Annotated in this window: 17 protein-coding genes; 10 read left to right on the top strand and 7 right to left on the bottom strand. The window is 66.8% G+C overall.

Translation table 11 applies throughout. The annotated features are described in order from the left end of the window. The first annotated feature begins 278 nt into the window (after positions 1-278). From O0J15_RS05365 to pilB, 3 genes are all read left to right on the top strand, one after another. A complete protein-coding gene (locus O0J15_RS05365; protein WP_235652517.1) occupies positions 279-701 on the top strand; it encodes a pilin in 423 nt (140 codons plus the stop codon). Positions 702-830: 129 nt separating this feature from the next. Continuing rightward, entirely contained in the window at positions 831-1,244 is a 414-nt protein-coding gene (locus tag O0J15_RS05360) for a pilin (RefSeq protein WP_235652518.1), read from the top strand. 222 nt (positions 1,245-1,466) lie between these two features. After that, complete coding sequence (gene pilB, locus O0J15_RS05355) at positions 1,467-3,194, top strand: type IV-A pilus assembly ATPase PilB (protein ID WP_308305237.1); 1,728 nt, start codon at positions 1,467-1,469, stop codon at positions 3,192-3,194. Positions 3,195-3,367: 173 nt separating this feature from the next. Here the strand turns inward: pilB and O0J15_RS05350 are convergent, their stop codons facing one another. Beyond that, positions 3,368-4,741: a sigma-54 dependent transcriptional regulator gene (locus O0J15_RS05350; RefSeq protein WP_134731295.1), complete on the bottom strand. Its 1,374-nt coding sequence runs from the start codon at positions 4,739-4,741 to the stop codon at positions 3,368-3,370. Between the two features lie 60 nt (positions 4,742-4,801). Next, positions 4,802-6,415, bottom strand: a complete 1,614-nt coding sequence (locus O0J15_RS05345; RefSeq protein ID WP_019660167.1) for a PAS domain-containing sensor histidine kinase — start codon at positions 6,413-6,415, stop codon at positions 4,802-4,804. 379 nt (positions 6,416-6,794) lie between these two features. On the opposite strand from O0J15_RS05345, the gene sucC reads away from it, so the two are divergent. The 3 genes from sucC to O0J15_RS05330 all read left to right on the top strand — a co-directional run bounded on the left by sucC (position 6,795) and on the right by O0J15_RS05330 (position 10,723). Further along, positions 6,795-7,964 carry an ADP-forming succinate--CoA ligase subunit beta gene (gene sucC, locus O0J15_RS05340; protein WP_005418614.1) on the top strand — a complete coding sequence of 390 codons (1,170 nt, stop codon included), beginning with the start codon at positions 6,795-6,797 and terminating at the stop codon, positions 7,962-7,964. Between the two features lie 24 nt (positions 7,965-7,988). Beyond that, positions 7,989-8,864: a succinate--CoA ligase subunit alpha gene (sucD, locus tag O0J15_RS05335; RefSeq protein WP_005418610.1), complete on the top strand. Its 876-nt coding sequence runs from the start codon at positions 7,989-7,991 to the stop codon at positions 8,862-8,864. Between the two features lie 224 nt (positions 8,865-9,088). Continuing rightward, positions 9,089-10,723 (top strand): NAD+ synthase, encoded by a 1,635-nt coding sequence (locus O0J15_RS05330; protein WP_021204204.1) that lies wholly within the window; start codon positions 9,089-9,091, stop codon positions 10,721-10,723. 113 nt (positions 10,724-10,836) lie between these two features. Here O0J15_RS05330 and O0J15_RS05325 read toward each other — a convergent pair whose 3' ends face one another. Next, positions 10,837-12,039, bottom strand: coding sequence for a lipase family protein (locus O0J15_RS05325; RefSeq protein WP_308305236.1), 1,203 nt, complete (start codon positions 12,037-12,039; stop codon positions 10,837-10,839). A gap of 190 nt (positions 12,040-12,229) precedes the next feature. Next, complete coding sequence (locus tag O0J15_RS05320; RefSeq protein ID WP_031270743.1) at positions 12,230-13,117, bottom strand: outer membrane protein assembly factor BamD; 888 nt, start codon at positions 13,115-13,117, stop codon at positions 12,230-12,232. 113 nt (positions 13,118-13,230) lie between these two features. Here O0J15_RS05320 and rluD point away from each other — a divergent pair, with 113 nt between their 5' ends. From rluD to O0J15_RS05300, 4 genes are read left to right on the top strand one after another with little or no spacing between them, the layout of a single operon-like run. After that, on the top strand, positions 13,231-14,220 hold the full coding sequence (gene rluD / locus O0J15_RS05315; protein WP_111098290.1) for a 23S rRNA pseudouridine(1911/1915/1917) synthase RluD: 990 nt from the start codon (positions 13,231-13,233) through the stop codon (positions 14,218-14,220). Continuing rightward, positions 14,220-14,990, top strand: coding sequence for a peptidoglycan editing factor PgeF (pgeF, locus tag O0J15_RS05310; protein WP_308305235.1), 771 nt, complete (start codon positions 14,220-14,222; stop codon positions 14,988-14,990). The genes rluD and pgeF overlap by 1 nt, the downstream gene beginning before the upstream one ends. Before the next feature lie 20 nt (positions 14,991-15,010). After that, the gene (locus tag O0J15_RS05305; RefSeq protein ID WP_308305234.1) at positions 15,011-15,517 is read left to right on the top strand and encodes a DUF4166 domain-containing protein; all 507 of its coding nucleotides are present in this window, start codon (positions 15,011-15,013) and stop codon (positions 15,515-15,517) included. Continuing rightward, a complete protein-coding gene (locus O0J15_RS05300) occupies positions 15,492-15,929 on the top strand; it encodes a thiol-disulfide oxidoreductase DCC family protein (RefSeq protein WP_308305233.1) in 438 nt (145 codons plus the stop codon). The genes O0J15_RS05305 and O0J15_RS05300 overlap by 26 nt, the downstream gene beginning before the upstream one ends. 125 nt (positions 15,930-16,054) lie before the next feature. On the opposite strand, the gene otsA is transcribed toward O0J15_RS05300, so the two are convergent. Genes otsA through otsB form a run of 3 tightly spaced genes read right to left on the bottom strand, consistent with a single transcriptional unit; the run spans position 16,055 to position 19,995 of the window. Continuing rightward, positions 16,055-17,419, bottom strand: coding sequence for an alpha,alpha-trehalose-phosphate synthase (UDP-forming) (gene otsA / locus O0J15_RS05295; protein ID WP_134735764.1), 1,365 nt, complete (start codon positions 17,417-17,419; stop codon positions 16,055-16,057). Beyond that, positions 17,416-19,197: a glycoside hydrolase family 15 protein gene (locus O0J15_RS05290; RefSeq protein ID WP_031269310.1), complete on the bottom strand. Its 1,782-nt coding sequence runs from the start codon at positions 19,195-19,197 to the stop codon at positions 17,416-17,418. The genes otsA and O0J15_RS05290 overlap by 4 nt, the downstream gene beginning before the upstream one ends. A 39-nt stretch (positions 19,198-19,236) precedes the next feature. Next, entirely contained in the window at positions 19,237-19,995 is a 759-nt protein-coding gene (gene otsB, locus O0J15_RS05285; RefSeq protein WP_134732523.1) for a trehalose-phosphatase, read from the bottom strand. Positions 19,996-20,230: the final 235 nt, after the last annotated feature.

The following is a 20,230-nucleotide window of genomic DNA, read 5'->3' as shown; positions in this document are numbered from 1 at the left end:
GCAGCTGGAAGGCGGTCCGGCGTGCGATTTCGTGCCGGCGGACGGCCAAAGGTGACGTACTGCGTCACATTGCCGCGTCCATCGCAGATTCGGATGTGGGGGGTTCCCATTCGCAGAATTACTGCCATCATTGGCAGGGGGAGTCTTGGGGAGGCGTGCCGGGGTTGGCACGCAACCTGCGTTGATCTACCCGCAGGGGGCGGGACCCGCTCACCGGCGCTGGCCGGACCGAACCTGTCCACCGAAATCAACCACCACTATCTTGGGGATGTACCACAATGAAGAACCAGAAGGGCTTCACCCTTATCGAACTGATGATCGTCGTCGCGATCATCGCCATCCTGGCCGCCATCGCTCTGCCGATGTACCAGGATTACGTGGCCAAGTCGCAGGCAACTGCCGGCCTCGCCGAAATCACCCCAGGCAAGACCCAGGCCGAAGTTCTACTGAATGAAGGCAAGAACTACGCCGACGCTGCTGGTATCGGTCTGACCGCGTCGACTGAGCGCTGCGCAATCTCCGGTACCGGCGATGCCGAGGCCGGTACCGCTTCGATTGCTTGCGTGCTGAAGGGCAATTCCAAGGTTGCTACCAAGAATGTCACCCTGAACCGCAGTGCAGCCGGTGCTTGGACTTGCACCACTGATTTGGAAAGCAAGTATCGTCCGGCTGGTTGTGGCGAAGCTGCAGCAAACCCGTAATCGGATAGCTGTTTTCATGGTGTGAGCAAGAGCCCCGCTACGCGGGGCTCTTGTGTATGGGGTATCGGGACGCTGACGCAAACGGCCCGAAGGTGAGATTTTGACAATCTGTTTGGGGACAGACTGGTCGTGAAGCATCCAAACGAAGCGGGGTTCACCCTCGTCGAACTGATGATCGTCATCGCGATCATTGCAATCCTCTCTGCCATCGCTGTGCCTCTTTACCAAATCTACATTGCCAAGGCGCAAGTAGGTGCCGCGTTGGCCGATATCCGACCAGGGAAAACCACGATGGAGTACGTGGCCCAGGACGCAAAAGATGCCAGTGTTGTAACGGCGGCCTACATTGGCCTGATGCCGACTCAGCGTTGCCCGACGATTGAAGCGGAGCTGGACAGCGTCGGGATCGGCAGCATTCGCTGCACGCTGCAAGGCGGTAGCGCGGTGCAGGGCAAAGATATCATCCTCCGCCGTGCGGCGAATGGCATCTGGAGCTGCGATGGCAGTGCCTTTGAAGCGCGGTATCGTCCGGCAGGCTGTTGACTGAAATTCTGGTCCGCCAATGGGATGTTGGCGGATCGTTGACGGGGCTATCATGCTTGGGGGAGTCAGGATCATGCCTGCCGGACCGGAAGGTTCAGGCACGGCAGTGTTGCTTATGGATGGGCGATGCCAACGGCTACGGGGCCGTGGCAGGTTCTGCTGCCCGGTGCTTCGCCTCGGGAAGGTGCGTGGTACTGCCAGACCCATGAGCCAAGGATTCATATGAGTGCTTTAACCACCGCCAACCTCGTCGGCATCACCGGCCTGGCCCGCCGCCTGGTCCAGGACGGCGCCCTGGACGAGGCCTCCGCCCGCGATGCGATGGCCAAGGCCACGGCCGCCCGCCAGCCGCTGCCTACCTGGTTCGCGCAGAACAAGCTGGTCAGTGCCCCGCAGCTCGCCGCCGCCAACGCGGTCGAGTTCGGCATGCCGCTGTTCGACGTGTCCACGTTCGACGCCAGCCAGAACGCCATGAGCCTGGTCAGCGAGGAGCTGCTGCGCAAGCACAACGTGCTGCCGCTGTTCAAACGCGGCGGCAAGCTGTTCGTGGGTACCAGCAATCCGACCCATGCGCTGGACGAGATCAAGTTCCATACCAACCTGGTGGTGGAGCCGATCCTGGTCGATGAGGACCAGATCCGCCGCACGCTGGAACAGTGGCACGCCAGCCATGACACCATCGGCGACGCGCTGGGCGGCGACGACGAGGGCATGGCCAACCTCGATGTCGGCCTGGGCGACGACGAAGGCGCGGGCACCGACGCCGGCATCGACGCCAAGGGCGACGACACCCCGGTAGTGAAGTTCGTCAACAAGGTACTGGTCGATGCGATCCGCAAGGGGGCCTCGGACATCCACTTCGAGCCCTACGAAGACGATTACCGCGTGCGCCTGCGCATCGACGGCCTGCTAAAGATGGTGGCGCGCGCGCCGGTGAAGTTGAACCAGCGCATTGCCGCGCGCCTGAAGGTGATGGCGCAGCTGGACATCGCCGAAAAGCGCGTGCCGCAGGACGGGCGCATCAAGCTCAACCTGTCCAAGACCAAGCAGATCGATTTCCGCGTCAGCACGCTGCCGACCCTGTTCGGTGAAAAGGTGGTGCTGCGTATCCTGGATGGCAGCGCGGCCAAGCTGGGCATCGACAAACTGGGCTACGAGCCGGACCAGCAGAAGCTGTTCCTGGATGCGATCCACAAGCCTTACGGCATGGTGCTGGTGACCGGCCCGACCGGTTCGGGCAAGACCGTTTCGCTGTATACCGCGCTGGGCATCCTCAACGACGAGACGCGCAACATTTCCACCGCCGAAGACCCGGTGGAAATCCGCCTGCCCGGCGTCAACCAGGTGCAGCAGAACAACAAGCGTGGCATGACCTTCGCTGCGGCGCTGCGCTCGTTCCTGCGACAGGATCCGGACATCATCATGGTCGGCGAAATCCGCGACCTGGAGACGGCCGAGATCGCGATCAAGGCGGCGCAGACCGGCCACATGGTGCTGTCCACGCTGCATACCAACGACGCGCCGCAGACCATCGCGCGCCTGATGAACATGGGCATCGCGCCGTACAACATCACCAGCTCGGTGACGCTGGTGATCGCGCAGCGCCTGGCACGCCGGTTGTGCCCGAACTGCAAGCGCCCGGCGAACCTGCCGGAGCACGCGCTGCTGGCCGAGGGCTTCACCCAGGCGCAGCTGGATGCGGGCATCCAGTTGTATGAGGCGGTGGGCTGCGATGAGTGTACCGAGGGCTACAAGGGCCGAACGGGTATCTATCAGGTGATGCCGATGACCGATGAGATCGCCACCATCGTGCTGGCCGGTGGCAATGCACTGCAGATTGCAGAGGCGGCGCAGCAGATCGGGGTGAACGACCTGCGGCAGTCTGCGTTGATGAAAGCTGCGGCCGGGATCACCAGCCTGGCGGAGATCAATCGCGTTACCAAGGATTGAGGTAGAGCCGAGCCCATGCTCGGCTGAGGTACCGAAGAGCAGCCGAGCGTGGGCTCGGCTCTACAGTAGATCCACGCCATGCGTGGATGATCGGCCACGGATCCCATAGTAGTTCCACGCCGTGCGTGGATGGCGCGGTCCCGACCACCGCGCAGCCGGGCATGGGCTCGGCTCTACTCCATCCCCAGCTTCTTCAGCTTGTAGCGCAGCGCGCGGAAGGTAATCCCCAACTGCGCAGCCGTGCGGGTCTTGTTCCAGCGGTTCTCTTCCAGCGCGCGCTGGATGGCGCTGCGCTCCAGCTGCTCGATATAGGAGGGCAGGGCGGCACCGCCGGGCTGCAGGTCGGCCACGGCTTCGGCGGGGGCTGCGCTGCCGGGCGTGCGTGGGGCGTGCTGCGGCAGGCGCAGGTCGTCGGCGCCGATGCGGTCTTCTTCAGCCAGTGCCAGCGCGCGTTCCAGGATGTTCTCCAGCTCGCGCACATTGCCCGGGAACGCATAGTGGGCCAGCGCTTCCAGCGCCGACGGCGCCAGCAGCGGGGTGGCGCGGCCGTGGCTGCGGGCCAGCCGCGCCAACACGGCAGCGGCCAGTTCCGGCAGGTCCTGGCGGCGCTCGCGCAGTGGCGGCACCTTCAACTCGATCACGTTGATGCGGTAGTACAGATCGTGGCGGAAGCGCCCGTCCTCGACCAGCTCGGCCAGGTCCTTGTGGGTGGCCGAGAGGATGCGTACGTCCACCGGCTCTTCGTTGGCCGCACCGACCGCGCGCACCGACTTTTCCTGGATGGCGCGCAGCAGTTTCACCTGCATCTGCAGCGGCAGCTCGGCCACTTCGTCCAGGAACAGGGTGCCGCCGTGCGCGGCCTGGAACAGGCCGGGCTTGTCGGCATGCGCGCCGCTGAAGCTGCCTTTGCGGTGACCGAAGAATTCGCTTTCCATCAGCTCGCCGGGAATGGCGCCGCAGTTGACCGGCACGAACGGCCCGGCCGCGCGCGCGCCCTGGGCGTGGATGGTGCGAGCAACCAGTTCCTTGCCAACCCCGGATTCACCGAGGATGTAGACCGGCGCCTGGCTGCGCGCGACCTTGCTGATGGTGGTGCGCAGTACGTCCATGGCCGGCGAAGCGCCGAGCAGGCGTGCTGCCTGTTCGGTGGCGGGGCCGGGCGCAGGGCGTTCGCTGTTGTTGAGTTCCAGCGCGTGCTTGACCAGGCCACGCAGTACCGAGATGTCCACCGGCTTGCTGACGAAGTCGAAGGCACCGGCCTTCAGCGCTTCCACGGCCAGGTCCATGCTGCCGAACGCGGTGATCATCGCCACCGGCGTGCGCGGGTAGTGCTGGGCGATCTCGCTGACCAGCTCGATACCGTTGCCATCCGGAAGCCGCATGTCGGTGATGCACAGATCGTACGGATTGCTGGCCAGCAGCTCGCGGGCTTCGGCCAGGTTGGCGGCGGTACTGATGCGCAGGCCCATGCGGCCAAGGGTCAGTACCAGCAGTTCGCGGATGTCGCGTTCATCGTCGACGACGAGGGCGCTGCGGGTTTCGTTCATGGGCGTGAAAGATAAACGAGGGGGCTGGAAGCGACAAATGTTTGACGCACAGATCTGCAATCAGGTGGGCAGCAGCGTGTGGGGGCCGGGCAGCACCAGGCGGAAGCAGGAGCCGCCGGCGGGCACGGGAATGTAGTCCAGGCGTGCCTGGTTGGCCCGGCACAACTCGCGGGCGATATACAGGCCCAGCCCGGTGCCGTGCTCGGAGGTGGTGAAGAACGGACGGAACAGCTGTGCGGCCACGCTCTCGGGAATGCCCGGGCCACGGTCCATCACGTCGATCACCGCGCTGCGCTCGTGCTGGGCCACGCGCAGGCGCACCCGGGCCGGCTGCTGGCCGATACGGCCGTACTTCAATGCGTTGTGCACCAGTACGGTGAGCACCTGGTACAGGTGCTTGGTGTCGACCTGCGCCATCACCGCCGTGTCGCTGATGATCGGTTCGATGCTGTCGGTCTCCAGCGTCTGGCCTTGTTTGTACTCCAGCACGAAGCGGCGCACGAAGGCGACCAGGTCGACGTTCTCGGGCGTGGCGCGTTCGCGCCGTGCCAGCCCCAGCACGCTTTCGACGATGCCATTGGTGCGCTGGCATTGCTGGCGGATGATCTGCAGCAGGCGGCGGTCGCTTTCGTTGAAGCCGGTGCCTTCTTCCAGCAGCTGCACGGCATAGTTGATCGCCGCCAGCGGGTTGCGGATTTCATGGGCGAGGCTGGCCGAGAAGCGGCCCATCGCCGACAGGGTGAGCGATTCGGCGCGCCGCGAGACCACGCTGGAATCGTCCAGGAACACCAGGGCCAGCTCGCTGCCCGCCAGCAGGCGGGCGAAGCGCGGTTGCACTTCCGGCTGGTCGGGGTTGAGCTGCAGCGGCAGTTCGTCCTGCGCCCAGCCGTTGCGCCAGCGCTGCAGGCGGCGCGCCAGTTCCGGCGCGGCACTGGCCAGATCCAGGCGTCCTGTCTCACCGATGCCGTCATTGTCACCGAGCAGCATCGAGGCCGCTTCATTGGCCAGGGTGATGCGGTTGTCGGCGTCTACCACCAGCACGCCAGTGCGCATGCGGCGGATGATCAGTTCGTTGATCTGGAACAGGTTGGCTACTTCGTCGCCGCGCTGGTTGGCCAGCTGCTGGTTGCGGCGTGCGCGGCTGCCCACCTGGTAGCTGATGAAGGCCAGCGCCAGGTAGCTGGTGGCAAACATGGCCAGCTCGGCCAGCGTGCGGGTGGGATCGCCGCCTTCCAGCACTTTCCACAGGTATTCGGTACCGGTGGCCAGGCTGGCCGCGACTGCCAGGCCCAGCCCCCAGCTCAGCGGCAGCAGGGTGGCGGCCGCGGCGATGTTGAACAGCAGCGACATCGAGATGCCGGCGCTGGCGCCGGGCAGGGCGTGCGCCAGCAGGGTGGCGGCGATGATATCCACCAGCACGCTGGTGACCACGATGGGGCGCAGCCAGCGTTCGTTGCGGCCGATCGCCAGGGCCAGCAGCGACAGCACCAGATAGATGGCCGCAACGGTATCGGCCAGGCGCGGGTGGTGGGCCTCGCCGACCATGCCGGACAGGGGGCTGTAGAGCAGGCCGGCGATGACTGCGGCGATCAGCACCCGGTACAGCGCGAAGAAGTACAGCTCACGCCGCGGAATCGATTCGATGCGGTCGATCAATGAAGCACTGGGTGACACGCCGGAACTCCCCTTCTGGCTGCCTGGGTCTGGAATCTGCGGCGGGCCTGCCTGGCATCCCCTGAGGCCGGGCGGGCACGTCGCGTCGATGTAGTGTCGAGCGTGCTCGAGAGGGCCAGTATAGGGCCCCTGCGCTGGCGCCGCGGGACCGCCCCGCATCGCGCATTTGGCCCGCCGCGGAGACCGGAGGCCAGCGCCAGGGCGGGCGCAACTGCCTGAATGACCGCGAAAATCCGCCCGCGTCTGGCGTTTTGTACAGACTTCTTTGCGCCCCGGCGCCGGCTCGGCCACAATAGTGGGCCCGCCGCGGTCCGTGCCGGTGCCTCTTCCAGGGGCCCTGAGGAATTGCGTGCGGTCGTTCCTATTCCCACGGTGACGCATGAATTTCCACGAATACCAGGCAAAACAACTGCTTGCCGAATACGGCATCCCGGTCCCGGCCGGCAAGGTCGCGGCGACCCCGGACGAGGCGGTTGAAGTCGCCCAGTCGCTGGGCCAGGGCCCCTGGATGGTCAAGGCGCAGATCCACGCTGGCGGCCGCGGCAAGGCTGGCGGCGTCAAGTTCTGCAAGACCGTCGATGATGTGAAGGCCGCAGCGGCCAAGATGCTCGGCACCAAGATGGCCACCTACCAGACCGCCGGCGTCGAGCTGCCGATCAACCTGGTGCTGGTGACCACCGCCGGTGAGATCGTCAAGGAGCTGTACCTGTCGGTCCTGGTGGATCGCGGCACCCGCACCATCAGCTACATCGCCTCTTCCGAAGGCGGCATGGAAATCGAGCAGGTCGCTGCCGAGACCCCGGACAAGATCCACACCCTGAACGTGGACTTCGTCGAAGGCGTGCAGGGTTACCACGGCCGTGACATCGGCTTCAAGATGGGCCTGACCGCCAAGCAGGCCGGCCAGTTCGCCAACATCATGGTGAACCTGTACCGCATCTTCAACGAAAAGGACCTGGCGCTGGTTGAGATCAACCCGCTGGCCATCCTGGACGATGGCAACCTGTACGCGCTGGACGGCAAGTTCAACAGCGACGACAACGCCAACTTCCGCCACAAGGAACTGGTCGCGATGCGCGACAAGTCCCAGGAAGACGAAACCGAAGTGACTGCTTCGGAGCTGGACATCAACTACGTCACCATGGACGGCAACATCGGCTGCATGGTGAACGGTGCCGGCCTGGCCATGGCCACCATGGACGTCATCAAGCTCAACGGCGGCGAGCCGGCGAACTTCCTGGACGTGGGCGGCGGTGCGAACAAGCAGCGCGTCATCGAAGCGTTCAAGCTGATCCTGTCCTCGGACAAGGTCGAAGGCATCTTCGTCAACATCTTCGGCGGCATCGTCCGCTGCGACATGATTGCCGAAGGCATCATCGCCGCCGTGAAGGAAGTGGGCGTCAAGGTTCCGGTCGTGGTGCGCCTGGAAGGCACCAACGTGGAAGAAGGCAAGCAGCTGCTGCGTGACAGCGGCATGGCCATCATCCCGGCTGACAACATCAACGACGGCGCCAAGAAGGTCGTTGAAGCGGTCAAGAACGCCGCCTGATCCACGACACCGAAGGAAATTCCCATGTCTGTTTTGATTAACAAGAACACCAAGGTGATCGTGCAGGGCTTCACCGGCCAGCAGGGCACCTTCCACGCCACTCAGATGATCGAGTACGGCACCCAGGTTGTTGGCGGCGTGACCCCGGGCAAGGGTGGCACCACCCACATCGACCTGCCGGTCTTCAACACCGTTGCCGACGCCGTGCAGAGCACCGGCGCCAACGCGTCGGTCATCTACGTGCCGCCGCCGTTCGCGGCCGATGCGATCCTGGAAGCCGCTGCTGCCGGCATCAAGGTCATCGTCTGCATCACCGAAGGCATCCCGGTGCTGGACATGCTGCGCGTCAAGAACGTGCTGACCCGTTCCTACCCGGACACCGTCCTGATCGGTCCGAACTGCCCGGGTGTCATCACCCCGGGTGAGTGCAAGATCGGCATCATGCCGGGCCACATCCACAAGCCGGGCAAGATCGGCATCGTGTCGCGTTCGGGCACCCTGACCTATGAAGCGGTCAAGCAGACCACCGAAGTCGGCCTGGGCCAGTCCACCTGCATCGGCATCGGTGGCGACCCGATCAATGGCCTGAACTTCGTCGACTGCCTGAAGCTGTTCAACGAAGACCCGCAGACCGAAGGCATCATCATGGTCGGCGAAATCGGCGGTGACGCCGAGGAAGCCGGTGCCGAGTACATCAAGAACCACGTGAAGAAGCCGGTCGTCGGTTTCATCGCCGGTGCGTCGGCTCCGGCCGGCAAGCGCATGGGCCACGCCGGTGCGATCGCCTCGGGCGGCAAGGGCACTGCCGAAGGCAAGTTCGCCGCCATGGAAGCTGCTGGCGTCGTCACCGTCCGTTCGCCGGGCGACCTGGGCGCTGCCATCGCCAAGCTGGTGAAATAAGAACGACTGCCTCTGGCAGCCGATTCTGTAGAGCCGAGCCCACGCTCGGCTTGCTTTGGAAAAGCCGCCCTCGGGCGGCTTTTCTGCGTCTGGCGGCCGCCTGGTCGGCCCATCCTCGCATGGCGTGGATCTACTGAGCCGGGGCTGTCCACGCAGTGAACGCCCCCGGCGCGCGCACGACGCGGCGCTACAATGGGCGCATTGCAACCACAGGCTGGATTCCCATGGCTTCGATCCGCATCGCGATGGCGCAGTTCGATTTCCCGGTCGGCGATGTCGCCGGCAACACCGAGCGCATCATCGAGATGATCGGACAGGCGCGCGACGAGTATGGCGCCGAGCTGGTGATGTTCCCCGAGCTGGCAGTGAGCGGTTATCCGCCGGAGGACCTGCTGCTGCGTCCCGGCTTCCTGTACGAATGCGAGCAGGCGATGGGCCGTATCGCTGCTGCCTGCCGTGGCATCACCGCCGTGGTCGGCTGGCCGCAGGCGGCTGGTGCGGTGGTCTACAACGCCGCCAGCGTGCTGCGCGATGGCCTGCTGGAGCAGACCTACCGCAAGCGCGAGCTGCCCAACTACGCGGTGTTCGACGAGCGTCGCTACTTCGATGTCGATCCGGACGGCGGCAGCTGTGTGTTCGAGGTCAATGGCATTCCGGTGGGTTTGCTGATCTGCGAGGACCTTTGGTTCGCCGAGCCGCTGGCCGACACCGTGCGCGCGGGGGCGCAACTGGTGGTAGTGCCCAATGCCTCGCCGTACGAGCGGGGCAAGCACGCCCAGCGCGACGCGGTGCTGGCCGCACGCACCCGCGAGAGCGGGGCGGCCATCGCCTATCTCAACGTGGTCGGTGGCCAGGATGCGCTGGTGTTCGACGGCGCGTCGGTGGTGGCAGATGGTGACGGCACGGTACACCCGGCTGCCGCTGCCTTCGTCGACCAGTGGCTGGTGGTGGAGTACGACGGTGAGACCCGCCGCTTCATGCCGCACGTGTGGATGGACGATGGCGACGAGAGCATGGACGCGCTGGCCTGGCGTGCCGTGACCCGTGGTATCCAGGACTACTGCCGCAAGAACGGCTTCAAGAAGGTGTGGCTGGGGCTGTCCGGTGGCATTGATTCGGCGCTGGTACTGGCGCTGGCGGTCGACGCGCTCGGCGCTGGGAACGTTACCGCCGTGCGCCTGCCGTCGCGCTATACCGCCGGCATGTCCAACGACCTGGCCGCCGAGCAGTGCCAGGCACTGGGCGTGAAGCTGGAAGCGGTCTCGATCGAGCCGGCGTTCAAGGGCCTGATGGAATCGCTGGCGCCGATGTTCGAAGGCACCGCGCCGGACGTGACCGAGGAGAACCTGCAGTCGCGCAGCCGCGGGGTGATCCTGATGGCACTGGCCAACAAGTTCGGCGGCCTGTTGCTGACCACCGGCAACAAGAGCGAGTACGCCGTCGGCTACGCCACCATCTACGGCGACATGTGCGGTGGCTATGCGCCGTTGAAGGACCTGTACAAGACCGAGGTGTTCGGCCTGTCCAAATGGCGCAATACCGTGGGCGGCGCGCCGGTGATTCCGCCGGCGGTGATCAGCCGCCCGCCATCGGCCGAGCTGCGCGAGAACCAGCTGGACCAGGATTCGCTGCCGGCCTATGACGTGCTGGACGGCATCCTGTACCGCTACATCGACCAGGAACAGTCGCGCACGGAGATCGTGGCCGCCGGCTACGACGCGGCCGTGGTTGACCGCGTGCTGCGCCTGGTACGCATCAGCGAGTGGAAGCGGCACCAGGCCGCGCCGGGGCCGAAGGTGTCGCGCCGGGCGTTCGGTCGCGAGCGTCGCTACCCGATCAGCAACGGCTACAAGGGCTGAGGCAACGGTGGGTGGGCAGTGCCGGCCGCTGGCCGGCAACCCGTCGGCCCTCTCCGGTGGGTGCGGACCTTGGTCCGCACGGTGGTCGAAGATCATCCACGCGTGGCATGGATCTACGGGACTTCGTCGAGCAGCTTTTCGATGCCGGCAGTTTCCGCAGCGTCGCTGAAGTGGCCATCCTCAAACCGCGCACGTACGAACGCCAGGCCATCCGCCGCCGCCGCGTCCAGCGTGCCGCGGTGATCGACCGGATAGCGCCGGAACGCGACCGGCTCGCCTCGCAGGGCCAGGCCTGCGGCATACAGCAGGGTGGTCAGATAGGGCACATCGCGGTCCTCGCTGCCGTGGCCCAGCATCAGCGGTTGGCTGAAGCCGCGGCGCGGTACGCCAAGGTAGTCGTACAGCACGGCCCAGATGCCCGGCACGTGGGTCAGCGGTGCAGTGAACATGCTGCCGGTGTCCGCGCCGTCCAGGGTGACGGCCAGTTCGCCCAGGCACTGCTCGCGTGCCACCGCCACCCGCGCGCGGCCTTCATCGCTGAGGACGCGGTCGATCTGCGGCGCGGCCTGCAGCAGGCCATCGAGCAGATACGCGTGATACGCGTTGAGCGCGCCCGGATTGGCGGTGCGGTTGTCGGGCTTCATCACCAGCGCGGTCAGTTCGACTGCGGTGGGCGTTCCGGTGGTGAAGCTGCCGCGGTACTGCAACGACGGCCCACCATAGGAGGGGGCGATGTGGCCCGCCGTGAGCGCGGCGGCACCGCCCTGCGAATGGCCGACCGAGACCCAGCGCGGCGACAGCGTCCCGTTGCCGAGGTACTGGCGGCTGGCCTTGATCATGTCGATGGCGTTGCGCGCGGCAGTGCGCACATGCAGATAGGCATGGCTGCCTGGACTGCCCAACCCCTGGTAATCCGCCGCGACCACGGCATAGCCCTGCGCCAGGAACTGATCGAGGAAGCGCCCGTCGCGCGCGGGCTGGTACGGGCCGGAGACCGAAGGCGCACAGCGATCGGCGATGCCCTGCGTGCCATGCGCCCAGGACACGACCGGCCAGCCGCCCGCCGGCGCCGTGCCGGCGGGCAGGTACAGCAGGCCGGTGCCTTCGGCCAGTTGGCCGCGATGATCCGGGGTACGGTAGTACAGCTTGTAGGCGTGCGCGGCCTTGGAGGGCACCCACGACGCGCGATAGGGGGCTGCAGACAGCAGATCGCCCGGTGCTGCCGGTGCGGCAGCCAGGGAGGCCGAGGACAGCGCCAGCAGGGCAGTGGCGAGGAGGCAGGCGCGGGGACGGAAATGGCGTGGCGGTGGGGTCATGAGGCGCTCCTTCACGGCCGGGATGGCCGTTGCGCCGCAGTGTGGAGGGGCTCGCCCGCGCCGATTGGGGCCGGCGTCGCATCCGCCGGGGATTCGTAGAATTCCTAGTGTCGTGGTCCATGGGCGCACGAACCATCCACGCATGGCGTGGATAACCGACAAAGAAAAGGCCCCTTGCGGGGCCTTTTTCTTATTTCTTTTCCAGTCGCGCGTTGCGCTGGCCGGTGCTGGCGGACTTCTCGCCAGCGAACGGGTTCAGCTTGCGGATCATCCATGGGTACTTCGGCCACTTGCCTTCCAGCCACGGGTGGTCCGGCTGGTTCAACTGCAGGACGCGGCGCGCATCATCGGCCAGGGTCTTGTTGCCCAGGTGGGTGTAGGAATCGGCCAGGACAGCGACGGCGTCGTACTGGAACGCGCTCTGCGGATAGGTTTCCAGCAGGTAGTTGGCGCGGCCGGCGGCCGAGACCCAGGCGCCGCGGCGCATGTAGTACAGGGCGTTGTCCAGTTCGTGCTGGGCGAATACGTCACGCAGTTCCAGCATGCGCTGGCGCGCATCGGCGGCGTAGCGGCTGTTCGGATAGCGGTCCACCACGATGTTGAAGTCCGAATACGCCTGGTGCGGCGTGGACAGGTCGCGGCGGCTGGCATCCAACGCCCATACGCGACGCAGGAAAACCGTACTGCGGTTGGAGTTCGCCAGGCCGCGCAGGTAGTACAGGTACGCGATGTTGCGGTGGGTCGGGTAGGTACGGATGAAGCGGTCGATGCTGGACACCGCGTCATCGTGCTTGCCGGCCTTGTACTGGGCGTAGGCGGTCTCGATCATCGCCTGCTCGGTGTACGGACCGTACGGATACTGGGCCACCAGGCGGCGGAAGCTGGCCTCGGCGCCGCTCCAGTTGCCGCCCTGCATCAGCTTGTGGCTTTTCTCGTACAGCTGTTCGACCGGCACGCCTTCATCGGGGCGATCACCCTTCTTGGCGCCGCGATGGCAGCCGGTGGCGGCGATGACCAGCACCAGCAGCAGGGCGGTGAGGCGGACGGGCGCGGAGAGCATGGCGGAGCGTCGGATCATGGGGTCGAGGCGGGACGCGGCTGGAATACGAAGGGTCGATGATAGCCTAGTGTCCTGTCCAGCGACTGAAACCGGCCGCCGGGACCCCAAAATTTCAAAGAATGCCCCCTGCCATGTCTGAACAACCCTCTGAATCGGCCCGCCAGGCCATCGTCCCCGACACCGCTGCCGGGCGCCGTTTCGACGCCGTCGTGGCCGAACTGTTCCCCGAATACTCGCGTTCGCGCCTGACCGAATGGATCAAGGCCGGGGAGGTGCTGCTGGACGGTGCCCAGGTGCGCCCGCGCGATCCGCTGCGCGGCGGCGAGGTGGTGACCCTCAACGTGGTACTGGAAACCCAGACCGACGCCCAGCCGGAGGACATCCCGCTGGACGTGCTGTTCGAGGACGAGCACCTGCTGGTGATCAACAAGCCGGTCGGCCTGGTGGTACACCCGGGCGCGGGCAACCACAGCGGCACCCTGGTCAACGCCCTGCTGTTCCGCGACCCGTCGGTGGCGGTGCTGCCGCGCGCCGGCATCGTGCACCGCCTGGACAAGGACACCAGCGGCGTGATGGTGGTGGCCAGGACCCTGGAAGCGCAGACCGCGCTGGTCGAGCAGCTGGCGGCACGTGACGTGCACCGCCAGTACCTGGCCATCGTGATGGGCGCGCTGGTGGCCGGTGGTACTGCCGATGCCCCGATCGACCGCCACCCGCGCGATCGCCTGAAGATGGCGGTGCGTGAGGACGGCAAGGAAGCGGTGACCCACTACCGCCTGCGCGAGCGCTTCCGGGCACACACCGCGCTGGAGTGCCGCCTGGAAACCGGTCGTACCCACCAGATCCGCGTGCACATGGCGCACGTGCGCCATCCGATCATCGGCGACCCGCTGTATGGCGGCGCGCTGAAGCTGCCCAAGGGCGCCAGCGACGAGCTGGTGGCCGCGCTGCGCGGCTTCAAGCGCCAGGCCCTGCACGCCGAGACGCTGGAGTTCACGCACCCGATCACCGGTGAGCCGGTGCGCAACACTGCGCCGGTGCCGGAGGACATGCTGCACCTGATGAAGGTGCTGCGCGAAGACAGCGAAGCCTTCGCCGCACGCGAGCGGGACCGCTGGTGATGGCCGCCGCGCTGCCCTTGCTGCAGGCGGACTGGCCGGCGCCTCCGGGCGTCCATGCGCTGACCACGCGCCGGCACGGTGCGGGCATCTCGCCGGCGCCGTTCGCGCAGTTCAACCTGGGCAACCGGCACGCGGCCGATGGTGATACCCCCGCCAACGTCGAGCACAACCGCCAGCTGCTGCATCAGGGGTTGGCGCTGCCGTCGGCCCCGCACTGGCTGCGCCAGGTGCACAGCAGCACCGTGCTGCGATTCAACGCGCCGCCGGTGCCGGGTGCCGCCGAGCCGGTGGCCGACGCCGCGGTGACCTCGGTGCCCGGCGTGGTGCTGGCGATCCTGACCGCCGACTGCCTGCCGGTGGTGTTCGCCGCCGCAGACGGCAGCGAGGTGGGCGCGGCCCATGCCGGCTGGCGGGGGCTGGCCGACGGCATGCTGGAGGCAACGGTGGCCGCCCTGCAGACGCCGCCGGCGCAGTTGCGCGCCTGGCTGGGACCGGCAGCCGGGCCGGCCGATTACGAGATCGGTGAAGAGGTCTACCACGCCTTCGTCGGACACGATCCGGCCGCCGAGGTGGCGTTCGCAGCGACCCGCGCAGGTCATTGGAAGGTGGACCTGTTCGCGTTGGCCCGCCAGCGCCTGCAGGCGGCGGGCATGGACCCGGCGCAGGTATACGGCGGCACGGTGTCGACCATGGCCGATCCGGACCTGTACTCGCACCGGCGCGACCGCCGCACCGGACGCATGGCGACGTTGGCCTGGATCGCACCCTGACTACGCCCCTGTTTGCACGGGTGCTGGGGCTGGCCTTCGCCACCCTGGCACCGCCGGTGCAGGCGCTGCACGCCGCACCACAGCCGTGCCGCTACGTGGGGAAGGCGCGGATCCAGCGCGGGCGTCACGGGCTGGTGCCGCTGCTGGCCGCAGTGGCACGGTTGCCGAAGAGCGGCGACGCGCTGCCAACCGAAGTGGTATTCAGCACACACGGGCAGGGCGAGCAATGGGCGCGGCGGTTCGGCCGCTGGCCAATGGTGTCGCGGCTGTGGGCGCACGACGGGCATCTGCGTGAGCAGTTGGGCGCGGTGCGCTTCGAATTTGATCTGCAGGCCCGCGAGGGTGGCATCGACTGGTCGGTGCGCCGGGTCTGGGCGTTCGGGCTGCTGCCGCTGCCAAGGCGCTGGTTTGATGGCGCGCGTTGCCGCGAAGCCTGGCAGGGCGAGCGTTACACTTTCCTGGTCGATGTGACGCTGCCCTGGGTGGGAGCCCTGATCCGCTATGAAGGCTGGCTCGAACCGCGGTGAGGCCGCCGCCGAGGCTGGGACCGCGGTGATCGTATTCGATGGCGTATGCGCGCTGTGCAACCGCTGGGTGCGCTTCCTGCTGCGCTTCGACGGCAGGGGGCGCTATCGCTTTGCAGCGATGCAGGGGCAGAAGGGCAGCGCGATGCTGCGCGCGCACGGGCTTGATCCGCAGGACCCGATGTCGTTCCTGCTGCTGGACGCACAGGGTGCCTGGACCGATACCGATGCGATGCTGCGCGTACTGGCCGGGCTGGGCGGCGCCTGGCGCTTGGCCGGCGTGCTGCGGCTCGTGCCGCGCGGCTGGCGTGATGCGGCGTATCGCGCGCTGGCACGCAACCGCTACCACTGGTTCGGTCGGCATGAGGCCTGTTACCTGCCCGCACCGGAGCAGGCCGCGCGGTTCCTGGATTGATCGCCTGTCTTTTGTAGAGTCGAGCCATGCTCGACTTGCTTTTTTCTCCTGCCAATAGCAGCCGCGCATGGCTCGGCTCTACAAAACGCAGCCGAGCATGGCTCGGCTCTACAGGAACGCGTGCTTCAACCCTCCAGCGCGTCCAGGTAGCTGCGGCGCCAGTGGTTGATGTCGTAGGTGCGCAGGTGCTCCATCATCGCGTGCCAGCGCTCCTTGCGCCTGCTCAGCGACATCGTGGCTGCGGTGGCGATCGCATCGGCCACGCCGTCCAGATCATGCGGGTTCACCAGCAGTGCCTGCTTCAGTTCGTCGGCGGCGCCAGCCAGCAGTGACAGCACCAGCACGCCCGGATCCTCCGGGTCCTGCGACGCCACGTATTCCTTGGCCACCAGGTTCATGCCATCGCGCAGCGGCGTGACCAGGCCGACCGCCGCCGCCCGGTAGAAGCCGGTGAGCGTGGCATGTGTGAAGTTCTGGTTGACGTACCGCAGCGGCGTCCAGTCCGGCTCGGCATGGCCGCCGTTGATGTGGCCAGCGATCTGCTCCAGCTGGCTGCGCAACTGCCGGTACTCGGTGACATCACCGCGCGAGACCGGGGCGATCTGCAGGTAGGTCAACGAGCCGCGCTGGTCAGGGTGGCGCTGCAGGTAGCGCTCGAAGCCAAGGAAGCGCTCGGGGAGGCCCTTGGAATAGTCCAGGCGATCCACGCCGATTGCCAGCTGGCGGTCGCGCAGGCTGGCGCGAAGATTCTTCACGGCGGTCTTGGTGGCGGCTGTGCCGGCCTGGCGTGCGATCAGCTCGGTGTCGATGCCGATCGGGAAGGCTGCTGCACGGAAGCGGCGCCCGCCCGGCGCTTCCAGCTCGCCGTTGTCGAGCACGCGCCCGCCGCCGAACAGGCGCAGGTAAGTCTGGAAGCGATCGGCATCGCGCTGGGTCTGGAAGCCGACCAGGTCGTAGGCGTACAGCGCGGAGAACAACCGCAGGTGATCGGGCATCGCCTGCAGCAGGTCGGCCGACGGCATCGGGATATGCAGGAAGAAGCCGATGCGGCAGCCGACGCCGCGCTCGCGCAGCAGTGCGCCGAGCGGGATCAGGTGATAGTCATGGATCCAGACGATGTCATCCTCGCGCAGCAATGGCGCGAGCTTGTCGGCGAACAGCGCATTGACCTTGTGGTAGGTCTCGCGGGTACCGCGGTCATAGTCGACCAGATCCAGGCGGAAGTGCAGCAGTGGCCACAGTGTGCGGTTGGCAAAGCCGTTGTAGTAGCCATCGACCTCGCGCTTGCTCAGGTCCATGGTGACGTAGTCGATGTCACCGTCCTTCTGCCGGTGCAGCGTGCCGCTGCCTTCCTTTACGGTCTTGCCGCTCCAGCCGAACCACAGGCCGCCGCGCTCCTTCAGGGCGGCCAGCAGGCCGACCGCCAGCCCGCCTGCGCGGTTCTCGCCGGGCACGGCCACACGGTTTGAAACCACGACCAGACGACTCACGATGCCTCCTGCCAGGACCGCGACAGGCGCATCGCGGCGGTGATCAGGCCGACGTGCGAATAGGTCTGCGGGAAATTGCCCCAGGCCTCGCCGCTGTCGAAGGCCAGATCCTCCGACAGCAGGCCCAGGTGGTTGCGCTGCTTCAGCAGCAGCTCGAACATCTCGCGTGCTTCATCCATGCGCCCGATCGCCGCCAGCGCATCGATGTACCAGAACGTACAGATGGTGAAGCTGGTTTCCGGTTCGCCGAAGTCATCCGGCGCGACGTAGCGGTACAGTGAATTGCCGTGCTTGAGGTCGCGGCCGATGGCATCGACGGTGGCAATGAACCGGGCGTCCATCGCGTCGATGAAGCCGATGTCGGCCAGCAGCAGCAGCGAGGCATCCAGGCGATGGCCGCCGAAGGTATCGGTGAAGTGGCCCAGCTCCTCGCTCCAGGATTCGGCCATGATGCGGGCGTGGATGGTGTCGGCGCGCTCGCGCCAATAGTGTGCGCGGTCATCACGCTTCAGGCGCACGGCGATCTTGCACAGGCGGTCGCACGCAGCCCAGCACATCGCGCTGGTGTAGGTGTGCACTTCGGTGCGGCCGCGGAATTCCCACAGGCCGGCATCGGGGACGTCGTGCAGGGCGAAGGCCTGTTCGCCCAGGGGTTCCAGGCGGGCAAACGTGTGCGCGTCGCCGGGATCCTGCAGGCGACGGTCAAAGAACAGCTGCGTGGACGCCAGCACCACGCTGCCGTACACGTCGTGCTGGCGCTGCACCCAGGCCAGGTTGCCGCGGCGCACCGGGCCCATGCCGCGGTAGCCGGACAGGCTGGGCACCTCATCCTCGTCCAGCTTGGCTTCAAAGCCGATGCCATACAGCGGCTGCAGCGTGCCGTCGGTGGTGGCCAGGTTGAAGATGTAGCCGAGGAACTGTTCCATCGTGCGCGTTGCGCCGAGACGGTTCAGCGCCCGCACCACGAAGGCTGCGTCACGCAGCCAGCAGTAGCGGTAGTCCCAGTTGCGCACGCTGCCGGGTGCTTCCGGAATGGAGGTGGTCATCGCCGCGATGATCGCGCCGCTGTCCTCGTACTGGCACAGCTTCAGCGTGATCGCACTGCGGATGACCGCGTCCTGCCACTCCAGGGGAATGGACAGGTAGCGCACCCATTCGCGCCAGTAGTCGCGGGTGCGCTGGAAGGCTTCCTGCACGTAGCCGCTGATCGAGCGGTTGAGCGATTCGTCCACGCCCAGGATCAGGTGGACGGGATGGCTGAGCACGAACGGCAGGCCGTCGCGCACGAAGCGGACCGGCACATCGGTGGTCAGCCGCAGCACGTGCTCGGGCAGGATCCAGCGCACATGGTTGCTGCCCCAGGTGGACTCCGGCACGCGCGCGCCCCAATCGGCCAGCGGGCGGGCGCGCACGGTGATGCGTGGGCTACCGGCCAGCGGGCGCACCTGGCGGATCAGGCTGACCGGCCGGTAGAAGCGGTCGTTCTGGCGCCAGCGGGGCGCGAAGTCGAGGATCTCCAGTTCGCCGCCGTGCGTGTCGCGCAGGACGGTGCGCAGGATCGCCGTATTGGTCAGGTACTCCTGCTCGCTGCTGGCGAAGTCTTCCAGCTCGATGGCGAAGTCACCACCGGTCTGCTGGTTGGGGCCGAGCAGGGCACAGAAGGTGGGGTCGCCGTCGAAGGTGGGCAGGCAGCTCCAGACAACGCGGGCACGTTTGTCGACCAGGGCGCCGAAGCTGCCGTTGCCGACCACGCCCAGATCAAGATCGGGTTGGGTCATCACGCGGTACATCTCGGTTGCGGCCGTGGGGGGGCCGGGTCAATAGGCATTCTCACGCAGCCAGGCGTGCACGCTGCGTATGTCGGGCAGCGCGAACACGGCCACGCTGGGTTCGCGTTCGCCCACCAGCACGCTCCAGCCATGCTGGCCGTTGGCAGCGTCGAAGCCGAATTCGTCGGTGAGGTCGTCACCGAGGAAGACGGGCAGGCGGCCACGGAAGGGCAGGTACTGCATCATTCTCCGCACCGCACGGCCCTTGTCGCTGCCAACCGGGACGAACTCGACCACGTGGTCGCCGGGTTGCAGGCGGTAACTGGAACGGCCGCGCACGTGGCGGTCGGCGAAGGCGCGGACGTCGCTGGCGGCGTGCGGCGCGCCGCGCCAGTGCAGCGCCAGGCCGACACCCTTTTCTTCCACCAGCACGCCGGGGTGGCCATGGGCGAAGCGCATCGCCTGCTGGTGCAGCGCGTGCAGCCACTCGGCGGTGTCGTCGTCGTGCTCCTCGCGCAGCACACGACCGTCCTCGCCGCGCAATTCATGGCCATGCAGGCCCGCGGCAGGCAGTTGCAGGGGAGCGAACAGTTGATCGAGCTGCTCAAGCGGGCGACCACTGACCAGTGCCACGGCACCTTCCAGGCGGTCGCTGATGCGGCCGATGGCGTCGCGCACATCCGGCAGCAGCTGCACGGCATCCGGGCGCGCAGCGAACTCGATCAGGGTGCCATCGACATCGAGGAACAACGCACAGGCGTCGTCCAGCAATGGCGGTGGCGGACGCAGGGGGAGCGGTTCAGCCATGCGGCCCACCTTGCCAGCGTGGGCGTGTACGTGGGGTCGAGGGCAGGCTACGGATCAGCTTCGGTGGGTGCCGACCGTTGGTCGGCACGGCAGGTCAGCCTGCATCCAGCCCAAACAGCGCGGACCAACGGTCCGCACCCACCCAAAGCAGATCCGCACCCGGATCACGAAGTTGCCCGCCCCCGGCCCGCCCAACCCGGTAGGGGGGGGGGGGGGGGGGGGGGGGGGGGGGGGG

The organism is Stenotrophomonas sp. Sm10 (genome assembly GCF_030985515.1).
GTDB lineage: Bacteria > Pseudomonadota > Gammaproteobacteria > Xanthomonadales > Xanthomonadaceae > Stenotrophomonas > Stenotrophomonas hibiscicola.
Note: the sequence above shows the minus strand (reverse complement) of the source record. Positions and strands in the feature narration are given on the sequence as shown.